Origin of the sequence: Priestia sp. FSL H7-0729 (assembly GCF_038005685.1) — a bacterium.
Taxonomy (GTDB): Bacteria; Bacillota; Bacilli; order Paenibacillales; family Paenibacillaceae; genus Paenibacillus.
The window spans coordinates 229,258-249,323 of record NZ_JBBOTQ010000004.1; the positions used below are offsets into that span (position 1 = coordinate 229,258).

18 protein-coding genes are annotated in these 20,066 nt (G+C 47.4%); 15 read left to right on the forward strand and 3 right to left on the reverse strand.

Features of this window, described 5'->3' with window-relative positions; all coding sequences use genetic code 11:
* From MHH93_RS12180 to spoVM, 6 genes are all read left to right on the forward strand, one after another.
* Nucleotides 1–777: a Stp1/IreP family PP2C-type Ser/Thr phosphatase gene (locus tag MHH93_RS12180; protein WP_500054244.1), complete on the forward strand. Its 777-nt coding sequence runs from the start codon at nucleotides 1–3 to the stop codon at nucleotides 775–777.
* On the forward strand, nucleotides 774–2,987 hold the full coding sequence (gene pknB, locus MHH93_RS12185) for a Stk1 family PASTA domain-containing Ser/Thr kinase (protein WP_500054245.1): 2,214 nt from the start codon (nucleotides 774–776) through the stop codon (nucleotides 2,985–2,987). The genes MHH93_RS12180 and pknB overlap by 4 nt, the downstream gene beginning before the upstream one ends.
* 61 nt (nucleotides 2,988–3,048) lie before the next feature.
* On the forward strand, nucleotides 3,049–3,957 hold the full coding sequence (rsgA, locus tag MHH93_RS12190) for a ribosome small subunit-dependent GTPase A (RefSeq protein ID WP_062835353.1): 909 nt from the start codon (nucleotides 3,049–3,051) through the stop codon (nucleotides 3,955–3,957).
* Nucleotide 3,958: 1 nt separating this feature from the next.
* On the forward strand, nucleotides 3,959–4,618 hold the full coding sequence (rpe, locus tag MHH93_RS12195) for a ribulose-phosphate 3-epimerase (protein WP_500054246.1): 660 nt from the start codon (nucleotides 3,959–3,961) through the stop codon (nucleotides 4,616–4,618).
* Between the two features lie 3 nt (nucleotides 4,619–4,621).
* Nucleotides 4,622–4,873 carry a hypothetical protein gene (locus MHH93_RS12200; RefSeq protein ID WP_105410212.1) on the forward strand — a complete coding sequence of 84 codons (252 nt, stop codon included), beginning with the start codon at nucleotides 4,622–4,624 and terminating at the stop codon, nucleotides 4,871–4,873.
* Between the two features lie 165 nt (nucleotides 4,874–5,038).
* Complete coding sequence (gene spoVM / locus MHH93_RS12205; RefSeq protein WP_019424875.1) at nucleotides 5,039–5,119, forward strand: stage V sporulation protein SpoVM; 81 nt, start codon at nucleotides 5,039–5,041, stop codon at nucleotides 5,117–5,119.
* Nucleotides 5,120–5,314: 195 nt separating this feature from the next.
* Here the strand turns inward: spoVM and rpmB are convergent, their stop codons facing one another.
* Entirely contained in the window at nucleotides 5,315–5,503 is a 189-nt protein-coding gene (rpmB, locus tag MHH93_RS12210; RefSeq protein ID WP_017687459.1) for a 50S ribosomal protein L28, read from the reverse strand.
* A 636-nt stretch (nucleotides 5,504–6,139) separates the two neighbouring features.
* Between rpmB and MHH93_RS12215 the strand changes: the two genes are divergently transcribed.
* The 9 genes from MHH93_RS12215 to glsA all read left to right on the forward strand — a co-directional run bounded on the left by MHH93_RS12215 (nucleotide 6,140) and on the right by glsA (nucleotide 17,943).
* The gene (locus tag MHH93_RS12215) at nucleotides 6,140–7,951 is read left to right on the forward strand and encodes a DAK2 domain-containing protein (protein ID WP_500054247.1); all 1,812 of its coding nucleotides are present in this window, start codon (nucleotides 6,140–6,142) and stop codon (nucleotides 7,949–7,951) included.
* 28 nt (nucleotides 7,952–7,979) lie between these two features.
* Nucleotides 7,980–8,843: a DegV family protein gene (locus tag MHH93_RS12220; protein ID WP_339235667.1), complete on the forward strand. Its 864-nt coding sequence runs from the start codon at nucleotides 7,980–7,982 to the stop codon at nucleotides 8,841–8,843.
* A gap of 10 nt (nucleotides 8,844–8,853) precedes the next feature.
* Nucleotides 8,854–10,899 carry an ATP-dependent DNA helicase RecG gene (recG, locus tag MHH93_RS12225; RefSeq protein ID WP_500054248.1) on the forward strand — a complete coding sequence of 682 codons (2,046 nt, stop codon included), beginning with the start codon at nucleotides 8,854–8,856 and terminating at the stop codon, nucleotides 10,897–10,899.
* Between the two features lie 114 nt (nucleotides 10,900–11,013).
* Nucleotides 11,014–11,301 (forward strand): stage VI sporulation protein F, encoded by a 288-nt coding sequence (locus MHH93_RS12230; RefSeq protein ID WP_278299015.1) that lies wholly within the window; start codon nucleotides 11,014–11,016, stop codon nucleotides 11,299–11,301.
* A 936-nt stretch (nucleotides 11,302–12,237) separates the two neighbouring features.
* Nucleotides 12,238–13,890 carry a LytS/YhcK type 5TM receptor domain-containing protein gene (locus tag MHH93_RS12235; RefSeq protein WP_500054389.1) on the forward strand — a complete coding sequence of 551 codons (1,653 nt, stop codon included), beginning with the start codon at nucleotides 12,238–12,240 and terminating at the stop codon, nucleotides 13,888–13,890.
* A gap of 10 nt (nucleotides 13,891–13,900) precedes the next feature.
* Entirely contained in the window at nucleotides 13,901–14,698 is a 798-nt protein-coding gene (locus tag MHH93_RS12240; RefSeq protein WP_500054249.1) for a LytR/AlgR family response regulator transcription factor, read from the forward strand.
* A gap of 180 nt (nucleotides 14,699–14,878) precedes the next feature.
* A complete protein-coding gene (locus tag MHH93_RS12245; protein WP_500054390.1) occupies nucleotides 14,879–16,114 on the forward strand; it encodes an L-lactate MFS transporter in 1,236 nt (411 codons plus the stop codon).
* Nucleotides 16,115–16,377: 263 nt separating this feature from the next.
* Nucleotides 16,378–16,860 carry a GNAT family N-acetyltransferase gene (locus MHH93_RS12250; RefSeq protein WP_500054250.1) on the forward strand — a complete coding sequence of 161 codons (483 nt, stop codon included), beginning with the start codon at nucleotides 16,378–16,380 and terminating at the stop codon, nucleotides 16,858–16,860.
* A gap of 141 nt (nucleotides 16,861–17,001) precedes the next feature.
* The gene (gene glsA, locus MHH93_RS12255) at nucleotides 17,002–17,943 is read left to right on the forward strand and encodes a glutaminase A (RefSeq protein WP_500054251.1); all 942 of its coding nucleotides are present in this window, start codon (nucleotides 17,002–17,004) and stop codon (nucleotides 17,941–17,943) included.
* 215 nt (nucleotides 17,944–18,158) lie between these two features.
* Here the strand turns inward: glsA and MHH93_RS12260 are convergent, their stop codons facing one another.
* Nucleotides 18,159–18,500, reverse strand: coding sequence for a YolD-like family protein (locus MHH93_RS12260; RefSeq protein WP_500054252.1), 342 nt, complete (start codon nucleotides 18,498–18,500; stop codon nucleotides 18,159–18,161).
* Nucleotides 18,497–19,741 (reverse strand): DNA polymerase IV, encoded by a 1,245-nt coding sequence (locus MHH93_RS12265; RefSeq protein WP_500054253.1) that lies wholly within the window; start codon nucleotides 19,739–19,741, stop codon nucleotides 18,497–18,499. The genes MHH93_RS12260 and MHH93_RS12265 overlap by 4 nt, the downstream gene beginning before the upstream one ends.
* Between the last annotated feature and the right edge of the window lie 325 nt (nucleotides 19,742–20,066).

The following is a 20,066-nucleotide window of genomic DNA, read 5'->3' on the forward strand; positions in this document are numbered from 1 at the left end:
TTGATCAAAACAGTTCATGTGAGCCATATCGGACGAGTGCGTTCGGTGAATGAAGATTCAGCCTGGATTCGTAATCTCGAGACAGGATATATTCTGGGTATTGTTGCCGATGGCATGGGTGGACATCTCGCAGGGGATACGGCAAGCCGCTTGGCAGTGGAGACGCTGGTACAAGATTTGGGAACACTGGAACCAGGTCTGTCGCATGCTTCTCTCTCTGCAGCTCTTAGCGATGCTATTTTGCATGCCAACGAAGTTATCTACCGCACGGCATCCACTGATGACAAGTATCACAACATGGGAACAACCGTGGTTGCGGCATTATTGAACGATACGGAAGGTGTTATTGGACACATCGGTGATAGCAGAGCCTACAAAATTGCGAACAAAGCTGTAGTTCAGCTAACCGAAGACCATACACTGGTGAATGAATTGTTCAAAAATGGTCAGATTAGCAAAGAGGATGTGTCCCATCATCCACGTCGCAACGTATTAACTCGTGCGCTTGGAACAGATGCCGAGGTGAAGGTGGACCTGGACACCGTCAAGCTGGAGGAAGGCGAAGTTCTACTCCTGTGCAGTGATGGTCTCAGTAACCTGGTCAGCAATGAGCAGATTATTCAGGTTGCCGGCAATCTGGAACTGGCATTGGAAGATCGCGCAGACCGACTGCTCCAGTTGGCTTTACTTGCCGGGGGAGACGACAACATCACGGTTGCTTTGTTCGAGTTGCAGAGGGATGGTTCCGTGGATACGGAAACGGGGTGTGAGTCATGATTGGGCACCAGCTAGGCGGACGCTATGAAGTGATTGAGCGTGTCGGCGGTGGCGGCATGGCTCTTGTGTACAAAGCACAGGATCTTCTGTTAAACCGGAATGTAGCGATTAAAGTCCTTAGACAACAGTTTGTGCATGACGAAGAGTTTATTCGCCGTTTCCGCAGGGAAGCACAATCGGCAGCATCGCTGTCTCATCCGAATGTAGTCAGCATTTATGACGTGGGGCAGGAAGATGACGTTCATTATATTGTCATGGAGTACGTGGAAGGCAAAAACCTGAATGAAATTATTAAAGAACGTGCGCCTCTGCAGGTGGACGAATCGGTGCGAATTGCTTCACAGATTGCAGATGCTCTTGATCACGCACATCATAATCAAATCATTCATCGGGATATCAAACCCCATAATATATTAATTGGCCGGAATGGCCGTGTGAAAGTAACGGATTTTGGGATTGCCCGTGCCGTTACATCTACAACGATTACGCAGACGGGTTCTGTCGTAGGTTCTGTACATTACTTCTCACCGGAGCATGCCAAAGGCATCGTTACTGGTGAAAAATCGGACTTATATTCTCTTGGGATCGTACTCTACCAAATGCTTACCGGGCAACTTCCGTTTCTGGGTGAAAGCCCAATCAGTGTGGCATTGAAGCATTTGCAGGAAGAGTTCGATGAACCACGCAAATTCAATCCCTTGATTCCGCAAAGTGTGGAGAATGTCATCTTGAAATCCATGCGTAAAAATCCGCAGGAACGTTATCAATCGGCCAAAGAAATGCAGACCGATCTGGAAACCTGCCTGATGCCGGAGAGACGTAATGAAACAAAGATTGATTTTCCTGACGAGGATGATATCGACCAGACTCGCGTAATGCCAGCGATCAAGCCTGAACCGCGCGGAGTTACCTCGACGGGTGCGGTGCCGGTGATGGAGTCTGACGAAGAAAAAGGCAAGGGTAAAGCGAAATCCAAGAGTTGGAAGAAACCAGCACTACTCATTTCATTAACTGTTCTTATTCTAATCGCCATGGTGGGCGTTGTATGGTATGTCAAGGGTATGCTGGTTGTGCCTGAAGTTACCGTTCCTAACGTAATCACACAGACGGAAGAAAAGGCTCGTGAGATGCTTGAGGAGAAGGGACTCGTCGTCAGTGATGAGGTCATCCGTCTCTATCAGGAAGGGGTCGAACCTGGTATTGTCTTTGACCAGAGCAGAAAAGAAGGCGATGTCGTCAAAGAAGGTTCTGAGGTCCAGATCAGTGTTGGTGCAGAAAAAGAACTGGTGAAGATGATTGATGTCAAACAGGAGACTTATGATGAGGCTGTCAAGAAGCTGACTGCGCTTGGCATCAAGGAAGATCAGATTCAGCGGAAAGAAGAGTTTTCCAATGATGTGGCTTCAGGTTCTGTTATTTCTCAGACACCGGGTGTCAATGAGGAATTCGATCCAGAGGCCGTTCAGATTGAGTTAACCGTAAGTAAAGGTACCGAAACGGTCAAAATGCCTGATCTGAAAAATAATACCCGCAGTGAAGCCGAAGAAAAACTGAAATCTGCTGGACTTGTGCTTGCTCAGGTGCAGGAGGAATCAAGTTATACGGTGGACCAGGGCAAAGTGACGCAGCAATGGCCTGTGGAAGCGGGCGCAGAGGTTAGTCCTGGCGATAAGATTACAATCTTTATCAGTACAGGGTATCCGCCTGAAGCGCTGAAATATCCGTTTAATATCAATGTATCACCCAAAGAAGAGGGCAAAAACAGTAAAATCCGTATCACATATGAAGACGCACGCGGCAAGAATCAGGAATGGGGAACACGCACCGTGAACTCAACCCAGACTTTGACCATACCGCTTGTGCTGGCTCCAAATGAGAATGGGGCTGTGTCCGTATATCGGGATGGACAGTTCCTGGATACGTATCTTGTCTCCTACAGTGAAGCCAAAAACGGAACAGTGAATGTACCTTCCATTGACCCGGAACAAAACACGCAAACGCCGCCAGAAAATGAGCCTGACCCAGGGCAAGGCAGCGTAGATGAGGGCAGTGTTGACCCCAATCAGGAAGGTGATCCTGAGTCCACACCGGCAGACGGTGAAGGTGATAGCGTAGATGAAGACACTTCTGCCATGAATAATGGTAAGGAGCACGGCAAGGAAAAAGAGAAGAAGAAAAAGGAAGTCATTAACGCATCAAGCCGTCCATAAGGGCGGCTTATGCTGGCGTCTGGATTAAATGTACCACCATCAAAGGGAGGGCGACGGAGCTATGCCAGAAGGTATCATCGTTAAAGCGCTAAGCGGTTACTATTATGTCATGCCAGTGGAAGACAACGGGGTTCCTTCGGTTGAAGGTTCCGCCGTTCAATGTCGAGCTAGAGGTATCTTCAGAAAACGGGGAACATCACCGCTTGTTGGTGACCGCGTCAGCTACATGTTGACGGAGAACGGAGAAGGAACGGTAGATGAAATCCGGAAGCGTGAGACGGAACTCATCCGTCCTCCGGTAGCCAACGTAAGTTTGGCTGTTCTATTGTTCTCGGTGAAAGAACCGGATATGAACCTGAATCTGTTGGACAAGTTCCTTGTTCACATTGAGCAGGCTGGTCTGGATGCTCTGATTGTGCTGACGAAACAGGATTTGGCTGATCCAGCCAAAGACACGGTTGCTGAAGTAAAAGCGTTATATGAGCAGGTTGGTTATGAAGTGATCTCCACAAGTTCACGTACCGGAGAAGGCAGTGAACTGCTCAGAGATCGTCTCGCTGGCAAGATTAGCGTATTCTCTGGTCAATCGGGTGTAGGCAAGTCGTCCATGTTAAATGCATTGATGCCCGGCCTTACGCTGGAAACGAGTGCGATCAGCATGCGTCTTGGACGAGGTAAACACACCACCAGACACGTAGAACTTATCCCGTTGGATAATGGCGGGTTTGTTGCAGATACGCCGGGATTCAGCCAATTGGACTTTCTGGAGATCGGCGTGGAGGAACTCTCCACGTGTTTCCGGGAATTCGCCCAGTTTGCAGATCAGTGCAAGTTCAGAGGTTGTACCCATACCCATGAACCAGGCTGTCGTGTGCTTGCGGCCAAGGAGGAAGGTCTAATCTCCGAAAGCCGATATCAGCACTATGTGCTATTCCTGACCGAAATGAAAGATAAGAAGCGGAGGTATTAACATGATTAAAATTGCCCCATCCATATTATCAGCTGATTTTGCCCGACTTGGTGCGGAAGTTGCAGAAGCCCAAGCTGCAGGAGGAGACTGGATTCATGTTGACGTTATGGACGGTCACTTCGTCCCTAATATTACGCTTGGACCTGCGATTGTGAAGGCGATCGCTCCACATACAAGCTTGCCGCTCGATGTACACTTGATGATTGAGAATCCGGAGCGTTATGTTGAGGAATTTGCCAAAGCGGGTGCAGCGGTAATTACAGTCCATGCTGAGGCTTGTGTGCATCTGCACCGGGTTATACATCTGATTAAGGAGCAGGGAGTCAAGGCAGGAGTCGCCCTTAATCCGGGAACGCCAGCATCTGCCATTCTCGAAGTTCTGGATGATGTGGACATGGTTCTTGTGATGACGGTGAATCCTGGTTTTGGCGGACAGGCTTTCATCTCGGGTACCATGAACAAAATCAAGCAAATTCGTACCTGGTTGAACGAAAAGGGACGCCATGATGTACATATCGAAGTAGATGGCGGAATTGCAGCCGACACAGCCCCGCTTGTGGTGGAAGCTGGAGCGGATGTGCTTGTTACTGGGAGTGCCGTATTTGGCCGTGAGGATCGTGCTGCCGCGATTACTGAAATTCGCAGTAGCTACGGAGGCTGATCTATGACCCTCAAGGAGACACTGTGGACGATGGCTGCGAGTCTGGTGACGGGACTTGTGCTTGCTCTGTTTGCGGTTATTCAATCCCCGTATAATGCCATTACGTCATTAATCGGGGTAGGCGTTGTTATTATGTATTTCCGCAAATTTGATCGTACGGGACATCGGGTTACTTTTGTTATCTTCGGCATACTGTATTATCTGATGAGTGTTTTCATGATCGCTGCCTATCAATATATTCCTACCCAAACGTAAATGACCTGATTTCGGGCTTGTCATTGTGGAATAGGGATCGATGGTTCCGCATAAATATGGTTACATGAGCAGGTTTCTCATGTAGCCTTTTTTGTCGTGTTAAGGTAAAGAAGGCCTGGAGCATAGGATACGGCGGATGCATGAGCATGATGGGGAGGGTGAATTATGAAATTTTACACATTCAAACTGCCGAAGTTTTTGGGAGGGTTTGTAAAGGCGATTCTTAATACGTTTCAAAAGAACTGATCGGATTGATAAGGTTACAGGGAATACCGCCGCTTTGGCTCAGGCTTTTCTGGAATTCGTACTTGCGCAGCGCCATGCGGCGGCCATTCACATGTTCATGAGTGTATTCAAGAAATCCCTTTTTTGAATACCAAAAAAGCACCTGCAAGGAACAAGGTGCTTTTTGCTTACCCGATTTATAGTAGCTTTGCGTGATTATACGCGAGTCACTTTACCGGCTTTCAGTGCACGGGTGCTTACGTATACACGTTTTGGTTTGCCGTCAACGAGAATGCGGACCTTCTGAACGTTTACGCCCCAAGTACGACGGTTACGGTTGTTAGCGTGGGATACGTGGTTACCGGTGCCCGGTTTCTTACCTGTCACATAACATTTGCGAGACATAGATTACACCTCCTATCCTAAAATAACCAGTTGCCTTCAGAAACGAAAAGTCATTCCATAAGGACTAAATTGTTCTTCCTGATCTTAAAGATCAGGCTTCAGTAGCTAATGGCGTTGTTTAAGCCGGCATAACCGGATCATTTCCATTACTTAACCTGCATAAAACAATACTTGAATATAATATCATAATCAAAAAAGCTTCGTCAACTGATCCAAAAACTTTATTTATTTCTCCTGCCTAATATAGTACAATGTTGAGTAGTCCATAATACAGTGGTGAACAGGCTGTTGCCGTAAGGAAGTCGGAGAATATACCGTTCTTAGAGGTCGGTGGTCTGTTTTTTGGCAACGCTGTGAGCTGCGGCATTCCATCATTGGCACCAGTCTCCATGCGGCATTCATGCCGGCTCTTGATACCGGTGCATATCCGTATGCCCCGAAGTTAGGGGTGCAGAGAGTGCAGGATATTGGTAGCCCGGCCGCCCAGACCGTTAATCCGGCTGACATGTTGTATTGTATGCCTGTGCCGGACAAGGTATGGACGAAGAATAACGCAGTCCGCGTTAGCGCATGAACAGACCAGACACATCTTGGTGCAAGGTGTTCGTGTATCAAGCTAGGAAGGGGAATTCTCACTTGAGTATACGTTCTTTAAATGGAACAGATTTCACCGCAATGGTACTTGCCGGAGCGGAACAACTTGGACAGCATGCAGAGCACGTCAATTCCCTGAATGTTTTCCCTGTGCCGGATGGTGACACGGGAACGAACATGAATTTGACAATGAGTGCAGGAGTTGCAGAGATTAAAAGAAAGAGCTCTGCCTCCATCGGAGAAGCTGCCGGTATTCTATCAAAAGGCCTGCTTATGGGCGCACGGGGGAATTCAGGAGTTATTCTGTCGCAATTGTTCCGTGGATTTAGTCGTTCAGCTGCTCCCTATGAGGAACTGAATACGCTCCAATTTGCAGCAGCCCTGCAGAACGGTGTTGACGCAGCTTACAAAGCAGTCGTAAAACCCGTTGAAGGGACCATTCTTACCGTAGCCAAGGAAGCGGCGAAACATGCCAATTACTACGCAAGACGGACGAATGATATTACTGAATTAATGAATGAAGTTTTGTTAAAAGCAAAAGAAGCACTGGCCATGACTCCGGAGTTACTTCCTGTACTGAAACAGGTTGGTGTTGTGGATTCAGGTGGTCAGGGGCTTGTATATATCTACGAGGGCTTTATGGAAGTATTGCTGCAAAGTGACGGTGTGAATCGTACTTCGCTGAACAAAGAAGTTACCCCATCCGTTGCAGCATCTGCTTTGAAACCGGCTGCACCGGCAGAAGTGGATATCAAGAGGCCTGCACAGCAGCAGGTGATTGCGCCGGAGATGCCATTGTCTGCTCAGGCGAGATTGGAAACGGAAGATATTGAATTCCTGTATGACATGGAATTTTTCATTAACCGCGAACTTGGAGAGAACGCAGGAGTGGCATTTGATGATGAAGCATTCCGGAAAGCGTTGTCAGTTAATGGAGATTCAATCATTATCATTGCCGATGATGAAGTCATCAAAGTTCATGTCCATTCCAAGACACCAGGTGATGTGTTGAACCTGGCACTGCATTATGGTGAGATTACACAGATTCATATTCTCAATATGCGTGAACAGCATCGGGATCTCCTGACAGCAGGCATGGATATTGCTCCATCACCTGAATTGTTTGCAGAGATTCCACCTGAGGCAGCACGCAGTATGGAAGAGGCTGTGCTGCCTGCAGATGAGATGGCACCGTATGGTTTTATTGCGGTATCCTCCGGTGACGGTATTGCAGAGATTTTCCAAAGTCTTGGCGTCGACGTTGTTCTGTCTGGTGGACAGACGATGAATCCGAGCACGGAGGATTTTGTCAAAGCCGTTCGCTCCATTGCTGCGGAGCAGGTATTCATACTCCCGAATAACTCGAATATTGTACTGGCTGCGGAGCAGGCACGTGAACTGCTTGAAGATGAGCGCCGAATTACGGTTATTCCAAGCAAGACCATTCCACAGGGAATGGCTGCTGCTTTTGCTTTCCAGGAAGATGAGTCTGCGGAAACGAACCGTGACCAAATGTTGGAGGCCATCAGCCGGGTACAGTCCGGTCAAGTGACTCATGCGGTTCGTGATACGCAATATGATGAATTGGATATCAAGGCGGGACACTATATTGGTATTCATAACTCCAAAATTGTAGCGACGGATGAAGTCATGCTTCAGGCATGTGAAGGTCTGCTCAAGCAGATGATGGAGAGCGGAGATGAAGTGGTGACGATCCTTGAAGGGGATGAAGCTGACCCTGAGGTTACTGCTGCCCTCGCTGCATGGCTTGAAGTAGAGTATCCTGATGCTGAGGTAGAGGTACATCGTGGAGGACAGCCTGTGTATTATTATTTGTTCTCCGTAGAGTCCTAATAGCACTCTAGCGAAGAGGAGGAGAGTCATGAGCCACAAGGTTGCGATAGTAACAGACAGTACGGCGGATATTCCAGAAGAACTCATTCGCAAATACGGAATTCACATTGTTCCGTTGCGCGTTCTGTTCGGTGAAGAGACTTATGCAGATGGCGTTGATCTGACTTCGGAACAGTTCTACGAAAAATTGAAGAAGGTTTCTGTGTTGCCTACAACTTCACAGCCTTCTCCAACTGATTTCATGAATGTATATCAATCACTTCTGGATGAGAACCCGGAACGCCCGATTGTATCCATCCACCTGTCATCCGGCATGAGTGGTACCTACCAATCGGCCATGCTTGGCAAGTCTTTACTGGAGCGTGAGGGTGACATCACCGTGCTGGATTCGAAGTCAGCATCGTATGGATACGGTCTAATGGTGGTACAGGCTGCTGAACTTGCCGAACAGGGGAAGTCAGCAGTCGAAATCGCTGCTGCCATTGAAGAGATGCAAAAATCTCGTAAATTGTTCTTTCTCGTGGATACCCTTGAGTATCTGCAAAAAGGCGGCCGGATTGGCAAAGCTTCAGCCATCTTGGGAACGTTGCTTAACATTAAGCCGATCCTGTCTATTGATGAAGAAGGCGTGATCTACGCAGTTGAGAAAGTCAGAGGTCATAAAAAAGCAATGGCACGCATTATTGAGCTGTTCCAGAAGGATCTTGCAGGCAAACGGGTTAACCTCGCGGTAGGTCATACCGCTGACCCGGGGTCAGCGATCGCTTGTGCAGAGCAGCTGCGTGGTCATTTTACAGTGAATGAAGTGATCTATACCAATATTGGAGCCGTAATTGGCAGTCATGTTGGACCTGGTGTCATTGCGATCTTTATGTGGCCTGTTCCGGAATGAGGGATTAGACATGAAATTGGAAGAAATATCAGTTAAGCAAATTAACGGCGTGAGTGCTCTCAAAGAGGGAGAGCTTCACGCCTTTGGCATCTCTACTGTTAAAGACCTGCTTGAATATTATCCGTTCCGTTATGAGGACTATCGTCTGCGTTCGCTTAGTGAAGTGAAGGATGGGGACAAGATTACGGTCCAGGGACAGGTAATGGGTATTCCTGTATTACAACGATACGGCAAAAAGTCCCGTCTCACCTGTAAGATCATGACGGAAGAGTGGATGATTACAGCTACCTGGTTCAATCGCCATTTCCTCAAAGAACAACTTACGCCCAATCGTGAGATTGTGATTACGGGGAAGTGGGAACAAAAGCGCATGCAGATGACAGTTACCGACTCGGAGTTTCCCGATAAAGGCGATGGGCGTTCAGGCACACTGCAACCTGTATATTCAGTAACAGGCAAGTTGACGCAGCAATGGATGCGGAAAACGATCAATCAGGGATTAATCCAATTCGGAGATATGATTCCCGAGATTCTGCCCCAGTCCTTGATGAGGAAATACAGCTTCATGCCGCGTAAGCAGGCAATTGCGGGAATTCATCGTCCACAGGACAACCGGGAAGGTCAACAGGCTAGACAGCGGATGGTGTATGAAGAACTGTTTCTGTTCCAGCTGAAAATGCAGGCGTATCGTGCGCTCAACCGGAATCGGATGGATGGTGTGGTGCACACCACGGACAATACAACGATCCGTGAGTTTGTACGCAGTTTACCTTTTGAATTAACAGATGCTCAGAAAAAGGTGGAGCTTGAAATTCTGCATGATATGCGTTCGCCTTATGCAATGAATCGGTTATTGCAGGGCGATGTAGGATCGGGGAAAACAGTTATTGCGGCAATTGCGCTATACACGACTGTTCGCTCCGGTTTCCAAGGGGCTCTGATGGTGCCTACAGAGATTTTGGCGGAGCAGCATATGCGTTCACTGCAAAAGCTGTTTGAACCGTTTGGGGTAAGCGTAGGGCTGTTAACGGGCAGTGTAAATGGGCGTAAACGTAAAGATCTGATCGCTTCGTTGCAAATGGGCATGATTGATATCGTGGTGGGTACACACGCCCTGATTCAGGAAGATGTTTTCTTCCGGGATCTGGGCCTTGTGGTGACGGACGAGCAGCATCGCTTCGGGGTGAATCAGCGCAGCGTTTTACGACGCAAAGGATATAACCCGGATGTGTTAACGATGACGGCTACACCCATTCCACGGACACTTGCGATCACGGCTTTTGGGGATATTGAGGTATCCACGATCTCAGAGCGTCCGAAAGGACGGATTCCGATATCTACGTATTGGGTCAAGCACGATATGATGGAGCGGGTGCTCGGTTTTATTTCCAGAGAAGTGGATCAGGGGCGTCAGGCCTATCTGATCTGTCCACTCATTGAAGAGTCGGAGAAGCTTGATGTGCAGAATGCCATTGATCTGCATGTGCAGATGCAGCAGAACTTTCCGAAATATCGTGTAGGTCTGTTGCATGGACGGATGACGGCTGCGGAGAAAGAAGAGATGATGCGCGACTTCTATAGCAATGATATTCAGCTGCTCGTCTCCACCACCGTTGTGGAGGTTGGGGTCGATGTGCCGAATGCCACGTTAATGGTCATTATGGACGCGGACCGATTCGGTCTGTCCCAGCTGCATCAGCTTCGTGGGCGGGTTGGTCGTGGTGCCCATGCGTCCTATTGTGTACTCATTGCTGATTCCAAGACAGAGGTCGGACAGGAGCGCATGAAGGTCATGACGGAAACGGAGGATGGATTCGAGGTATCCCGGCGGGATCTGGATCTTCGGGGTCCGGGTGATTTCTTTGGTACCAAACAGAGCGGATTGCCCGAGTTCCGTCTTGCTGATATGGTTGCCGATTTTGCTGTGCTGGAACAAGCCAGAGATGATGTATCACAGTTGATCTCGGAAACGAATTTCTGGACGTCTGTGGACTATACACCTCTGCGTGATTTCCTGCAGCAACAGCAAGTATTCAGAGGTAATTTGATTGACTAAAGCTTCCCATTGTGGCTGTTTTTTCAGTTGACCTTTGTAAAAAAAGACAAGTGTACAAGCCCTCCCGACATATGAATAAGAAGTGAGTTCATTACTTGGGAGGTGCTATACGTTTTGGGTTATCAACAATATGGAATTAGTCCGCAACTGGTGGAGCGGATCAAACTAAAGATGAAGAATCCGGCTGTCAAAGAGCGTATCAAAAAGTTGATTGATGGCGTGACCAAATCTGATCTTCAGGATAAGGCCAAGGTCAGAAGGTTGGTCAAGTCTTCCGCAGTCATTATGAATGAAAATTTCTCTGCGGCACAGGAGGAGCAGTTTGTTGCGTTTGTGCTTGCACAGAAGATTGATCCGAACAATACGTTTCATTTGATTAAGCTGTGGGGGATGTTTAGGTAGGGATTAGATGTAATGTTGGCTGGGGTAAAATGAACTACAGGGTGTTACACGTGGCCACTACGAGTGCAGTACCATCTTTCGATCGCTGTTATCCCCGGATTTTTTTGAATCACCCTTTGAAAGGGTAAAATCCGGGGATAAAGGCGAGCGCTTCGCTTCTTCAGATTGGTTCTGCACTCTCCGTTACTGTGTAGCTGGAGTTCATTTTATAAAACCAAATTACATGAATGATTGTTAGGTAATTTAAAAAGGGTGTTCCATTGGTCAGTTATATGACATGATGGAACACCCTCTTTATTGTGGTGACGACAGGGAAGAAGTAAGTTTTAGGTGGGGCTTCAAATGGAATGGTTATGTAATTTTATCCGCTACATTTTTACTTTTATCCTGGAAAGAGCTGATGATGATTAAAGTAATGATTAGAACTACAATGATAATGCTATTGGAAGGGAATTCTTTCAGGATGTAGTCTTGCACAAGTAAGATCAGGATTGAAATAAATAAAATCATTTGCAGGACAAGTCTTGTTGAACCCTCAGGATCGTTGGATCGTCTGGAGACACCATATAGGATAAGCCATATTAGACTAAAAAGCAGAAGCGAACCCAGGAGTATAATGGCAAGCATGCTTGAACACCTTTCTATAAATAATTTTTGACCAATTGGGATAACATGACAAGTCATTAATTATATCACAGGGATTTCTGTATTTGTTGATTTTATGGAAATATGAGGTGGTCGTTGATCTTTCCTATGCCTCTTTTCTGGATTTTCACAGGATGTACTTTGCTTTCCTCCTAGGGGAGCGGTAAACTGTTGCATACGAGTTGTGTGTACCAGGTTTAATCTATAGTTGCTGTGGCGGATTGCCATTACAGTGAGACATGCATTTTATTTTGGATAGATGTGGAGGAAGTACGATTGGAAATGTTTACGATGCTGCTGGGTTTATTTGAACGGGCGGCGCTGTTGATTATATTTTTATTCTTTCTGTCGAGGGTGCCGAGATTTAGGCAGATTCTGCAAAAGGGGAAATTAAGGTGGCAGGAGTCTATTGCAGTTACCTTGTTGTTCTGTGCTTTTGCCATCTTCGGAACGTATACGGGCATTAATGTGGAAGGTTCACTGGTGAATGTCCGCATTATAGCCGTGCTATCGGGTGGTATTTTGTTCGGGGCGCCTGTGGGTATTATTACGGGGATTGTCTCCGGGGTGCATCGGTATTTGATCGATATGGATGGAGTCACAGCCATACCGTGTCTGATCACGAGTATTCTGGCAGGTCTGGTATCCGGATACATACATAAGTACACGCCCAAGCCCAAGCGATGGATCATCGGTATTGGGGCCGGAATGATCTGTGAAGCGCTCACGATGTTACTGATCCTGCTATTTTCCTATCCCGATCCACTGGGCGCAGATATTGTTTCACAGATTGCACTGCCTATGATTCTGGGTGAATTCAACATTGGGCTAATTGTGCTCCTGGTGCAGAGTGTCGAAGGGGAAAAGGAAATGATTGCAGCTCGTCAGGCGAAGCTGGCATTGGAGATAGCCAACAAAACCTTGCCGTATTTTCGTTCCATTGACGAGGATTCTCTGCGCAAAATCTGCCGTATTATTCAGGAAGATATTCAGGCGGATGCTGTTGCGATTACCGATACTCGGAATGTACTGGCTTATGTAGGATTTGGTGAGGAACGCTATCATATTGGTAATGAAATTATAAGTGAGATGACCAAGAAGACGATATCCAGCGGGGAGATTACAATCAGTAATGATGTCATTGATGAAAAAACACCCGATATCCACTCGCTGTTAATCATTCCGCTGAAAGAACGAGGAGACATTACAGGTGCACTCAAAATCTATTATCGCAAAGCCTATAAAATTACGTATCCATTGCAAACGATGGCTGTAGGTCTGTCGCAGATCATCTCGACGCAGATGGAGGTATCGCGGGTAGAGGAGATCAAGGCTGCTGCCAACAAAGCAGAGCTGCGCGCATTACAGACAACCATTCATCCTCATTTTTTGTTTAATGCGCTAAATGCGATTGCTTCGTCCATCCGAACCAAACCGGACCGTGCGCGTGAGCTGATTGTGAATCTATCCGGGTACATGCGTTACAATCTGGAACTGTCGGATGAGTTAATTGATATTCATAAGGAACTGGAGCAGGTCCGTAATTATGTAGAGATTGAGAAAGCGCGCTTTGGCAGCCGACTGAATGTAATCTATGAGATTGATGAGGTCGCTGTGCATATTCCGAGTCTTGTCATCCAGCCGCTCGTCGAAAATGCCATTATTCATGGCATTCTCAAGGTTAAAGGGCCAGGTACTGTTCGAATTCGGGTACAGGATTATCCGGAATTTGTGCGCATTAGTGTCAGCGATACAGGGGCGGGTATTAGTGCAGATATTATTGAACGGGTATACCATGACCGTATGCCTGGTAACCAGATCGGGCTGTATAATGTGCATCGCCGGGTCAAGCTTATTTACGGACAAGGTGTAACCATTACCAGGCTGGAACAAGGAACCGATATTTTATTTGATGTGCCCAAAGGAGATGTCGTAACAAGGTGATGATGGATCAATGAGAGCTCTTATTGTGGAAGACGAGATTCTGGCAAGCGAGGAATTGAATTACTTAATTCAGGAACATAGTCAGATTGAGGTGGTGGATCGCCTTGAAGATGGGCTGGATGTACTGAAATTTTTGCAGGAACAAGAAGTGGATGTCATTTTCCTCGATATTAATATTCCGTCGCTGGATGGCATGATGCTGGCCCATCATATTGGGAAATTTGCAACAAAACCCTATATTGTTTTTACTACGGCGTACAAGGAACATGCAGCAGAAGCCTTTGAATTGGAGGCGTTCGATTATATTCTGAAGCCTTATGACGAGAAGAGAATCGCTGCGATGCTCCATAAGCTGGAGATGGCTTTCAAACGTGACCATGCCCCGATGGAGCAACATGCTGAGGATGGACCAGCCCATACGGCGGACGGATCTGCTGCTGTGCCAGGTGAACTGGTACGGGATATGAATTCCCATACGGACAGAAGAATTAATCTGCTGCGGAATGACAATATTATTGTTACGGATACGGCAGATATCTACTATGCGGAAGCGCAAGAGAAAGTGACGAAGGTATATACCAAAAATGGGGAGTTCACCATGCCAGTGAGCATATCGGATTTTCACAGCCGTCTGCCACAGGACACGTTCTTTCGCTGCCACCGTTCGTACGTCGTAAATCTGTCGCAAATCCGTGAAATTGTGCCTTGGTTCAACAATACGTATCTGCTTCGCCTGCGTGATCTTGAAGCTGAAGTACCCGTGAGTCGCGGGAAGGTCAAAGAGTTCAGGCAACTCATGCGCATCTAGTAGCATTTCATTCCGCATCTGATGCAACTCATGCCCAAAACGGTGTAATGAATCCCCTTTCATGTATGATTACCTTGTGAACGCATTCATGTATATGACATCGGCAAAGGGGAGATCACGATGAAAGCAGCTATTTCATCCGCTTCATCAGCACCTAAATCAACATCTGCACCTACAAAAATGAACCGCTGGCTTATTGTTCTGGGGACTATCATTGTACAAATGGGTCTTGGAACCATCTATACGTGGAGTTTATTTAATCAACCGCTATCTGATCGTTTCGGATGGGACGTCAGCTCGGTCGCGATAACTTTTTCAATTACCAGTTTTGCTTTGGCATTTGCCACATTGTTTGCAGGACGGTTGCAGGAACGTTGGGGTCTTCAGCGCCTGATCCGTGTGGCCGGGGTTGTGCTTGGGCTGGGTCTTATTCTGAGTTCCCAAGTATCTTCATTAACTCTACTGTACATTTTGGCTGGATTTGTCGTTGGTTTTGCAGATGGTACGGCGTACATTACGTCGTTGTCCAATCTGATCAAATGGTTCCCGGAACGTAAAGGCCTGATCTCGGGGATCTCAGTCGGAGCTTTTGGTACCGGTAGTTTATTATTCAAATATGTCAACTCGGCATTGATTGGGGCCGTTGGTCCTGCTCAGGCATTTATGTACTGGGGCATTATCGTTCTGGTTCTGGTGGTTGCGGGATCATTCCTGATCCGCGAAGCGGTTGTTCGTGAACAGGCTCCGGTAAGCAAGGAAGGATCTAAACAAGTCGTGGCACGTCATGACTATACGGTGAAAGAGATGCTGCGTACAAAAGAAGCGTACATGCTGTTTGTTATTTTCTTCACGGCGTGTATGAGTGGTTTGTATCTAATCGGTATTGTCAAAGATATCGGTGTACAGCTTGCAGGTCTTGATGTAGCTACCGCTGCGAACGCAGTGGCCATGGTTGCAATCTTTAACACGGCAGGACGTATCATTCTCGGTGCGCTGTCGGATAAAGTAGGACGAATGAAAGTCATCGCTGGTGCGCTGCTGGTGACAGCTGTAGCTGTCATGACACTCAGTCTGGTTCCACTGACCTTCGGGATCTTCTTCGCCTGTGTAGCGGCCGTTGCATTCTGCTTTGGAGGTAACATTACGGTATTCCCGGCGATTGTGGCTGATTACTTCGGATTGAAAAATCAGAGCAAAAACTATGGTGTGATCTACCAGGGATTTGGATTTGGTGCTTTGGCAGGATCATTCATCAGCGCCCTGCTAGGTGGATTCCATCTAACCTTCATCGTGATTGCGGTACTCTGCGCTGTCTCGCTGTTGCTCGCACTGATCATCACCCCTCCAGGTCAAGGTCGTCGTGCACGTCAACGTGAAAAACAAATGAACCTGAACCCGTCATCACGGGCAAGCTAATAGCATGCATTGGAAGCACAGAACAGAGAATATTTCTTTATCTTAAAAAGCAAATTAAAAACAAAGTAAACAAAGCGGTCTCCAGATGAGGCCGCTTTTTGGTATCTACTGTTGCCAAATTGCTGTCCAGACTGTTGGCCTATTGGACCATACGGCTGCCTGCAAGCGTGGTGCCTTGTGTGCATTCCATCATTCGCTTCTGTTATACTCTAGGTGAATTCAACAACACCAAGACAAGTTATGTACCCCAGAGGAGGCATATCATGAAATTCATTAAATACACACAACCTGATTTTGATGATTATTACGCATTGGTTTCCAATATGGAAGTGATGAAACAGATTACAGAACGGGCAATACCGGAGCTGGAGGCAAGAACACAATTCGAGTCCATGCTGGAGTTTAATGAGCGTTCCACTTGCGGACATTACCGGGTATTTAGTGAAGATGGTGCTGGTGTGGCGTATGCCAAATTGATTCCGGATCAGGAGGACCCGACCAAGGCTGAGATAGGTTACATGATCCTGCCTGAACATTGGGGCAAAGGTCAAGGCACATCCATAGCGTCTCGGTTGATTATTCAGGCACAAGCCGCAGGGATTGGATCCCTCTATGCCGTTATCGATCCGTCTAATGCTGCTTCCCGCCAGATCTTAACCAGACAGAACTTTGTATCCACCTGGACAGGCGATTACGATGGTCTTCCTGGTGAGATTTTGGAGTTAAATCTTCAAATGAAGCGGTAAAGGAACTGTTCTGAGGGTAATCAGATAATATAGGGCATCTTGCATGAGATGGATGGAGCTCTTTACTCATTAAATTATATGGGCGTTCACCATGTACATTTCATGCAAGATGCTTATATAGAGATGTGGAGGAGATGACATATGAGCAATTCAACCATGGAACGTCTGAATGCCTTACTGCCAGAGTGGCTGGAGACCAGTCGTTTGCACACAGGGCAGGGTAAGGTGGCTTCTTATATTCCGGAGCTTGTCAAAGCCTCTCAGGATGAGCTTGGTATACATATCATGGACGCCGAAGGAAACCATGTGTCGGCAGGGGATTGCGGTGTTCCATTTACGATGCAAAGTATCTCCAAAGTATTTACCCTTATTCTGGCCCTAATGGATCATGGGGAAGAAGCGGTTTTCTTTAATGTAGGAAAAGAACCGACAGGCGACGATTACGATTCGATGATCAAGCTTGAACTAGTCGAACCCGGAATCCCGTTCAATCCGTTGATCAATGCGGGTGCGATTACGGTGTCCTCGCTTGTTGGAGGAGATTGTAAGGAAGAGAAATCACGCCGCATTCTGGAGTTTTTCCGCAAACTGGCGAATAATGATCAGTTGGGTTATAACGAAGATGTATTCCAGTCCGAGTCGGAGAGTGGTCACCTGAATCGTTCACTGGCATATTTTTTGAAGCATAATGGTGTGATCAAGGATGACGTGGAAGATGTACTTGCCGTGTATTTCCGTCATTGTTCCATTGAAGTGACCTGTGCGGACTTGGCACGCATGGCGCTAGTTCTGGCTTATGATGGAACAGATCCAATTACGGGAGAAGAACTCATCCCTCGTCGCTATGTTCAGATTGCCAAAACCTTCATGACCACCTGTGGTATGTATAATGCATCAGGCGAATTTGCCATCGAGGTCGGTTTGCCCGCCAAAAGTGGGGTATCCGGAGGAATTCTGACTCTGGTACCGGGACAGTTCGGCATTGGAGTGATTGGACCCGCTCTGAACCGCAAAGGTAACAGCCTTGCCGGCGTACATCTGCTTGAACGACTTTCCAAGGAGTTTGACTGGAGTTTTTTCTAAAAAGTTTTCTGACAAAAAAAGCTGTACCCTTATATGTAGCCGATGAATCACATATCTGATATTTTGCTTCTTTAGAACGAAGTGAATGGTCAGGATATGTCTCGTCGGCTGCTTTTGGTATTCACCTGGAAGTGTAGGAAGACAGTCCTGCATGGTAACGGCTAGGCTGCATCTATCATGGAACATCCACAACATCGGGGTGGGTATATCTCCCTTCATTCATTGGCAAGCGCCACATCCGTAATGAGATTCATCCGAATATCCCTGGACCCGTCTTCCATCAGTAGTCTGAGGGTACGGGCAGGACGGTCCAGTCGAAGCACCTGTCCCGTGTAACGGATATCGTCATGTTCGTGAAACAACGTAATAGTGACGCTATCTCCAAGCATCATCGAGTTGCTGAGCAAACGGGACATTTCTTCTGCGGCCTGCGCATCCAGGGATGGGCGGGTACGAGGAGCAAGTTGTTCCTGATGAAGAATGTAGGCTTCCCGGTGTTCGGGGAGCATCATACGTGAGGACTCGAAGATACCGTTTTGCTGCAATTTTTTACTCATTTATAGTGACCTCCAATTTTATGAGAACGTTCATGGGCTTGCGCGGACGAGCTGAGGGAAGATGCCCTCATAATGGCGGTTTCTCCGTACCTGCGCTTGATATCATCCGTGGCACGTTCCAATTCTCTTTTACGTTCACGGTCATCAAACCAGGACAGCTGTACTTCGGAATCGGGTACAAGTCCGGTCAATGACACGCTGATGCGGCGGATGGGTAATCCGTCCCAATGGCGCAGGAACAGAGCTGCTGCGACATCATATACTTCATCCGTAATGTTGGTGGGTTCATTCACCTTCATCTGGCGGGAAAAACCGGTCGGCCGATCATAATCCTGTCCGCGACATGCAACCGAGACAACATGGCCCATGAGTGATTTGTCCCGGGAACGTCGACTGACAAGTTCCGCCAGTTCAAGCAGTACCACTTTGATATCTTCCCAGGAGTCATAGTCCCGGGGCAGCGTCATCTGATGTCCGATTCCCTGCTGCTGATGGGCATATGTCCCGGGTTTGACCGGGGAATCATCCATACCACGAGCGATACGCCATAGTACCTCGCCATTCACACCCCAACGTTCTCTTAGTCGGGACAGTGGGGTCTGGGCCAGATCACCGATGGTATGGACCCCCATCTTGTAGAGATGCTGCGCCATGCGGGAACCGACCATGAACATGTCTCGCACAGGCTTCTTCCAGATCGTTGAAGGCAGATCTTTGCGAGGCAGCGTGCAGATGCCTCCAGGGACCTTTTTGGCATACAAGTCACAGGCCATCTTGCTAACGACCTTGGTATCACTGATGCCGATCCGAATGTACACACCCGTCTCCTCCATCACCCTGGATTGTATGCTGCGAGCAATCGTCTCTGGACTACCGAACAGCTCCAGACTTCCGGTCACATCGAGAAACTGTTCATCAATACTATAGGGTTCTACCAGATCGGTGTAAGACTGAAGGATACGTGTAATATGAAGGGACACCCGAATGTACTCAGCCATCCGCGGGCGAACAACCACAACATCCGGACATTTGGCGAGTGCTTCGCCCAGTCGTTCTGCTGTCGTAATTCCATAGGATTTGGCGAGTGGACAGGCTGCGAGAATAATACCCGAGCGACGGGCCGGATCTCCCGCGACAACGAGGGGGAGGTCCTTATATTCGGGATGTGCAGACTTCTCCACACTGGCGTAGAATGACTGGCAGTCAGCCAGCATGATGACACGTCTGTCTTGGCGGGACATAAGACTTCTCTCCTTATCCGTGATGCGGTACTCTGTTCAACATTGATTATCTTCATTTGAATATCGCTATTTAACAGTTAATTTACAGTTCGGAACAAGTGTTCTTGTTTTATAAGCATATCTAACAATTTAAAATGCGGCAACCGGAATTATTTTGAAAATTGGACACAATTACCCTAAGGACATATTAGAGTCAGAAATTAGGAAATAAGATGTGCTTTTTTACATTTAATGTGAGAGATCCGTGACTTGAGGGTGATGACCGGGCGTTCATTTCGCTTTTTGTAAAAGGGTCATAAATGGGTACAGTCCTATAGAGGGGGAC

Coding starts and splice junctions, on each gene's coding strand:
- rpmB (WP_017687459.1), bottom strand. CDS start 5,503: ATGTCTCGCAAATGTTATGTGACAGGTAAGAAACCGGGCACCGGTAAC.
- recG (WP_500054248.1), top strand. CDS start 8,854: ATGAAATTGGAAGAAATATCAGTTAAGCAAATTAACGGCGTGAGTGCT.
- MHH93_RS12235 (WP_500054389.1), top strand. CDS start 12,238: ATGCTGCTGGGTTTATTTGAACGGGCGGCGCTGTTGATTATATTTTTA.
- MHH93_RS12265 (WP_500054253.1), bottom strand. CDS start 19,741: ATGTCCCGCCAAGACAGACGTGTCATCATGCTGGCTGACTGCCAGTCA.
- rpe (WP_500054246.1), top strand. CDS start 3,959: ATGATTAAAATTGCCCCATCCATATTATCAGCTGATTTTGCCCGACTT.
- MHH93_RS12250 (WP_500054250.1), top strand. CDS start 16,378: ATGAAATTCATTAAATACACACAACCTGATTTTGATGATTATTACGCA.
- MHH93_RS12245 (WP_500054390.1), top strand. CDS start 14,879: ATGAACCGCTGGCTTATTGTTCTGGGGACTATCATTGTACAAATGGGT.
- MHH93_RS12260 (WP_500054252.1), bottom strand. CDS start 18,500: ATGAGTAAAAAATTGCAGCAAAACGGTATCTTCGAGTCCTCACGTATG.
- MHH93_RS12200 (WP_105410212.1), top strand. CDS start 4,622: ATGACCCTCAAGGAGACACTGTGGACGATGGCTGCGAGTCTGGTGACG.
- MHH93_RS12220 (WP_339235667.1), top strand. CDS start 7,980: ATGAGCCACAAGGTTGCGATAGTAACAGACAGTACGGCGGATATTCCA.
- rsgA (WP_062835353.1), top strand. CDS start 3,049: ATGCCAGAAGGTATCATCGTTAAAGCGCTAAGCGGTTACTATTATGTC.
- pknB (WP_500054245.1), top strand. CDS start 774: ATGATTGGGCACCAGCTAGGCGGACGCTATGAAGTGATTGAGCGTGTC.
- glsA (WP_500054251.1), top strand. CDS start 17,002: ATGAGCAATTCAACCATGGAACGTCTGAATGCCTTACTGCCAGAGTGG.
- MHH93_RS12240 (WP_500054249.1), top strand. CDS start 13,901: ATGAGAGCTCTTATTGTGGAAGACGAGATTCTGGCAAGCGAGGAATTG.
- spoVM (WP_019424875.1), top strand. CDS start 5,039: ATGAAATTTTACACATTCAAACTGCCGAAGTTTTTGGGAGGGTTTGTA.